Origin of the sequence: Erythrobacter sp. (assembly GCF_023653175.1) — a bacterium.
Lineage (GTDB): Bacteria > Pseudomonadota > Alphaproteobacteria > Sphingomonadales > Sphingomonadaceae > Erythrobacter.
Window position 1 is genome coordinate 1 of sequence record NZ_JAMNXL010000251.1, and the last position, 4,078, is coordinate 4,078.

Below are 4,078 nucleotides of genomic sequence, written 5' to 3' on the forward strand. Positions count from 1 at the left end.
ATGACGCCTTCGACGCCCGGCTCGATGCCTATTGCGACGAGCTGTGCCAATGGTCGCCGCTGACCCTGCGGCTGCTCAAGCGCGGGATGGCCAAGGCGAGCGAGACCATCGATTGGGAAGCACAGCTGCGCTACGAAGTCGCCAACATCACCCGCGCCTTCACCAGCGAAGACGGGCGCGAGGCGCGCGCCGCCTTCCTCGAAAAGCGCGCGCCGGTGTTCAAGGGGCGCTGAAGCAGCGTGCGGAAAAGTGGGAACCGGTTTTCCGCAAAAACGATGCGACAACGAAAATCCAGAGCAATCAGGGTGATCCTTAGATCGCGCTGCTTGCTCTGGGCGGGCCCCACACCTCCAGGTGATCGCGCCGCTCGATCCGGCGGGCGGTGCGCAGGGTGAGGAGGTCGGCCAGCCCGGTCTCCTCCAGCAGCGCGGTGATCGCGGCCTGTCCGTCAGCGTCCGCGCGGTCGAACAGGTCGTGGATCATTTGCAGCAGATACAGCCGATACGGCATCACCATCGCGGTGATCTCATGCCCGCGCCAGCCAAAGCTAACCTCGCCCATGCGCCGCTCCGAGGGCCGATCCAGCCCCGAGCTCCCCGCCGCCAGATCGGGCCGCGCGGCCAGCCAATCGTTGATGAAGCCGACATAGGCGCGCACTTCGGGCAGGTAATCCTCGGCGATGAAGCGCAGCAGCGCCTTCAGCGTATCGGGCACATCATCATCGGCGAACAGCACCGCATCGGGCGCGCCATATTCGCCCGCATCGGCATCAGCGCGGTTCATCCGCTCGGTCCAGCGCCACACCCGGTGCGCGGTGGTCTGCATCAGCCGCGCCGGTTCCGGATCGCGGGCGAGGTGAGCATAGAGCGGGGCGATCAGGCCATAATCGCCGATCGTCGGCGCGCTGCCGAGCAGATAGGGCGAGCCGGCCAGGTGGGCATCGAACAGCGCGAGGAATTCGGCATAGGACGCTTCAACCGTGGGAATCGTCTCCGCCGTTACGCCAAAGCCCGCCATGGCCTCACGCATCCGATTGCTGGCCATGCCGAAGATCCCGGCCTTGACGTTATCATCGGCATCGATCGGCGCAAGGGAACGGATGAAATCGGCCTCGATGAAGGCGCGGTTGGTGGCATCGAAGTTCCAGCGGTAATGCATCGCCGGGCGCAGCAGCCCTTCGCCGCCGAACAGCTCGAAAATCTGGCTGATCACCGCGTGGCGGGGGGTCGCGGGGAAGGCCGGGTGGCGCGTCGCTCCGCCCGCTTCGAAATGACGGATGATGTCCGCCCCGTCCTGCACGATGGTGCCGTCCGCACCTTCCAGCACCGGCACGATCCAGCGCCCCACCTTGGGGATGATCGCTTCATGGAAATGCCCCTCTGCCGCCGCGCGGTTGGCAAAGGGGATCCCCTGCTTGATCAGATAGCTGCGCACCTTGCCGGTGTAGAGCGAATTGGGCGTGCCCCACAGGTTCCAGCTCATGCGCCAAACACCCGCGACACCGGGCTGATGTTGATCGGGTTGCTGGCGAAAAAATCCACCAGCAGCGCGGCCAGTTCCTCGCCCTTGTTGTCCTGGATGTAGTGCCCCGCTTCCAGCGCGGTGTGCGGCTGGCCCTTGGCACCGGGAATGATGGTTATCATGCTGTCCTGCATTTCCTGCGTCCCGAATTGGGTATCGAGCGTGCCGCGCACATGCAGGAACGGGCGGGTGAACCCCGCCAGCCCGCGCCAGGCGGCGGCGTTGCGGGTGCCGCACTGGTTGACCATTGAGGGGAAGGCGCGCGGCGCGGCGCGGAACAGCAGCGAGGGAAAGGGCGCGTTGTAGGCGGCGATCTCGGCCTCGCTCAGGGGGCGGCCACCGGCGGCGCACATGAAGGCGATCATCCGCGCAGGATCGAACCCGGGCGAGGTCAGCGTGAAATTGATCCACGCCTGAAACGCGACGGGGAAGGGATCGCCAACCGTCGGCCCCAGCGCTTCGAGCATCGAAGGCGCGGCCGGATCGAGCTCGACCGGCTCGGGGATGTAGAAAATCGGGGGGTGGAACACCGGCAAGCCGCCATTGGAGATCGCCACCCGCGCGAACAGATCGGGCCGGTCGCCGACGATGCGCAGGCCGATGCAGCTGCCCCAATCCTGCGCGAACAGCGATATCGCATCGAGGCCGAGCGTCTGGATAAAGGCCTTGACCAGCGCCACCTGCCGCTCGAAATGATGGAACCTGAGGTCAATCGGCTTGTCCGACTTGCCAAAGCCGATGAGATCCGGCGCGATCACCCGATAGCCCGCCTCGGCCAGCGGCGTCACCATGCGGCGATAGAGATAGGACGAGGCCGGCTGGCCGTGCAGCAGCAGCACGGTCTCGCCATCGCGCGGGCCTTCATCGAGGTAGTGCATTTGCAGCCCGTCGATCACCGCATAGTGCGGCGCGAAGGGGTAATCGGGCAGATCGGCAAAGCGTTCCTCCGGCGTGCGCACGAAGGCGACCCCGTCGGCGGTGTGATGCACCGTCACCTCGGGCTCGGCGGCGGCGAGTTCCTCTGGCGCGGGGATCAGCGTGGTGATGGTGCCGTTGCGCTCGCCTTGGAGATAGCCGCGCTGTTTCTGTTCGGTGGTGGGCATTGCCGGGTCTCCCTTGAGGATGTGAAAAGTCAGGCCGCAGCGCGCCGGGCGCTGCGCCAATCGATCAGCTTGAGCCCGATCCAGCCGATCACCGCGAGCAGCAGCGCCAGCGTCAGCCGGATGGTTTCGGCGGCGATAACCGGGCGGGTGATGAACACCTCAGTACGTTCGAGCGCGGCGAACTTGTCGTCGATTCCTTCGAGCAAGCCAGGATCGGCGTTCATATCGAGAAAGTCGCGCAGCGAGCGATATCGCACGATGCCGACCCGATCGACCTCGGCGCCATATTGGCCCAGCGCCAGGCCCACACGATCCGCGACGAACACCGGGTGGCTGCCGCGCTTCAGCAGCAAGGGCAGGACAACCAGGCCATAACGTTCCTCCGCCGCGAGCGCCTCGAGGCCGGGTTTGCGGGTTTCGAGATTGACCATGTAGAACTCGCGCCCGTCGTCGCGCGCGATCATGTCAGCGAGATTGGCGCGAAAATCGGTGCTGGCCGGGGTGCGGTCATGATCGCGGTACATCTGGCCGATGGCATCGAGCATCGCCGCGCCTTCCGCCTTGGTCAGCGGTGCGCCTGCCCCGCCATACCACACGACGAAGGCGCCATAGGCGAGCGCCAGCGCGGCGCACCAGGCGAGCTTCAGGCGGATCACGCGCGGCGCTCCAGCCCATCGCGCCGCATCCGCCAGATCAGTTGATCGAGCCGGTCCTGCCCGAAGAACGGCTCGCCCGCATAGACCATCAGCGGCACGCCATAATGCCCCCCGGCGCGCTGGGCGACCTCGCTTTCGGCGATGGCGGCGGCGAGCCGTTCGCCCTCGGCGGCAAGCACCGCGTCCATCTCGGCAAGGTCGCAGCCCGCGCGCGCGGCGGCTTCGGCCAAGTGATCGCCTTCGTGCCAGCCGGTGACCTGGCCGCTCCAGATCAGCCGGCTTACCTCTTCGATGAAGGCCAGCCCCTGCCCGCGCTCAGCAGCGAGTTGCCCGAGCCGGGTGAGACGGTGGATATAGGGCTGCTCCTTGGGATAGGTGCGGGTGGCGAAATCCATCACCACCGGATCGGGATTGGGCCATTGGAACGGCAGCCCGAGGAATTGCGCGGTGCGATAGGTGTCGCGCATCAGATAGGGCGCCCACAGCGGATCGGCGTGGGCGAAGAATTCAGGTTGGCGCACCGCAATCGGCGTGACCACCCGGACATTGACCGCGACATCATAATCGCGCGCCAGATCGACCAGCCGCCCGGTCAGGAGATAGCTGTAGGGCGAACGGAACGACCAGAACAGATCAAAGCCAAGTGTCATTGCCCTCTCCGGCGATTATTATGGCACTATACGTGCCATTAATTTGACGAGGCGTCAAGCGGAGGCGATTGTCAGCCCATCTACACTTTAATCAGCAGCTTGCCCTGATTGGCGCCGCTGAACAGCATGGCGAAAGCTTCGGGGAAGC

4 protein-coding genes and 1 pseudogene are annotated in these 4,078 nt (G+C 65.6%); 1 reads left to right on the forward strand and 4 read right to left on the reverse strand.

Features of this window, described 5'->3' with window-relative positions; all coding sequences use genetic code 11:
- Window positions 1-233 (forward strand): annotated as a pseudogene (locus NBV68_RS18300) (enoyl-CoA hydratase); the annotation flags it as partial.
- A gap of 79 nt (window positions 234-312) precedes the next feature.
- Here the strand turns inward: NBV68_RS18300 and NBV68_RS18305 are convergent.
- The 4 genes from NBV68_RS18305 to NBV68_RS18320 are packed head-to-tail and all read right to left on the reverse strand — an operon-like array spanning window position 313 to window position 3,930.
- Window positions 313-1,482: a glutathione S-transferase N-terminal domain-containing protein gene (locus tag NBV68_RS18305; protein WP_296312737.1), complete on the reverse strand. Its 1,170-nt coding sequence runs from the start codon at window positions 1,480-1,482 to the stop codon at window positions 313-315.
- On the reverse strand, window positions 1,479-2,624 hold the full coding sequence (locus NBV68_RS18310) for a haloalkane dehalogenase (RefSeq protein ID WP_296312739.1): 1,146 nt from the start codon (window positions 2,622-2,624) through the stop codon (window positions 1,479-1,481). The genes NBV68_RS18305 and NBV68_RS18310 overlap by 4 nt, the downstream gene beginning before the upstream one ends.
- 29 nt (window positions 2,625-2,653) lie before the next feature.
- On the reverse strand, window positions 2,654-3,280 hold the full coding sequence (locus tag NBV68_RS18315) for a hypothetical protein (protein WP_296312741.1): 627 nt from the start codon (window positions 3,278-3,280) through the stop codon (window positions 2,654-2,656).
- On the reverse strand, window positions 3,277-3,930 hold the full coding sequence (locus tag NBV68_RS18320; RefSeq protein WP_296312743.1) for a DsbA family protein: 654 nt from the start codon (window positions 3,928-3,930) through the stop codon (window positions 3,277-3,279). Before NBV68_RS18320 ends, NBV68_RS18315 begins: the two co-directional genes overlap by 4 nt.
- Between the last annotated feature and the right edge of the window lie 148 nt (window positions 3,931-4,078).

Excerpts from the sequence above, each read along its gene's own strand:
- NBV68_RS18305 (WP_296312737.1), bottom strand. The coding sequence starts at position 1,482 with ATGAGCTGGAACCTGTGGGGCACGCCCAATTCGCTCTACACCGGCAAG.
- NBV68_RS18310 (WP_296312739.1), bottom strand. The coding sequence starts at position 2,624 with ATGCCCACCACCGAACAGAAACAGCGCGGCTATCTCCAAGGCGAGCGC.
- NBV68_RS18320 (WP_296312743.1), bottom strand. The coding sequence starts at position 3,930 with ATGACACTTGGCTTTGATCTGTTCTGGTCGTTCCGTTCGCCCTACAGC.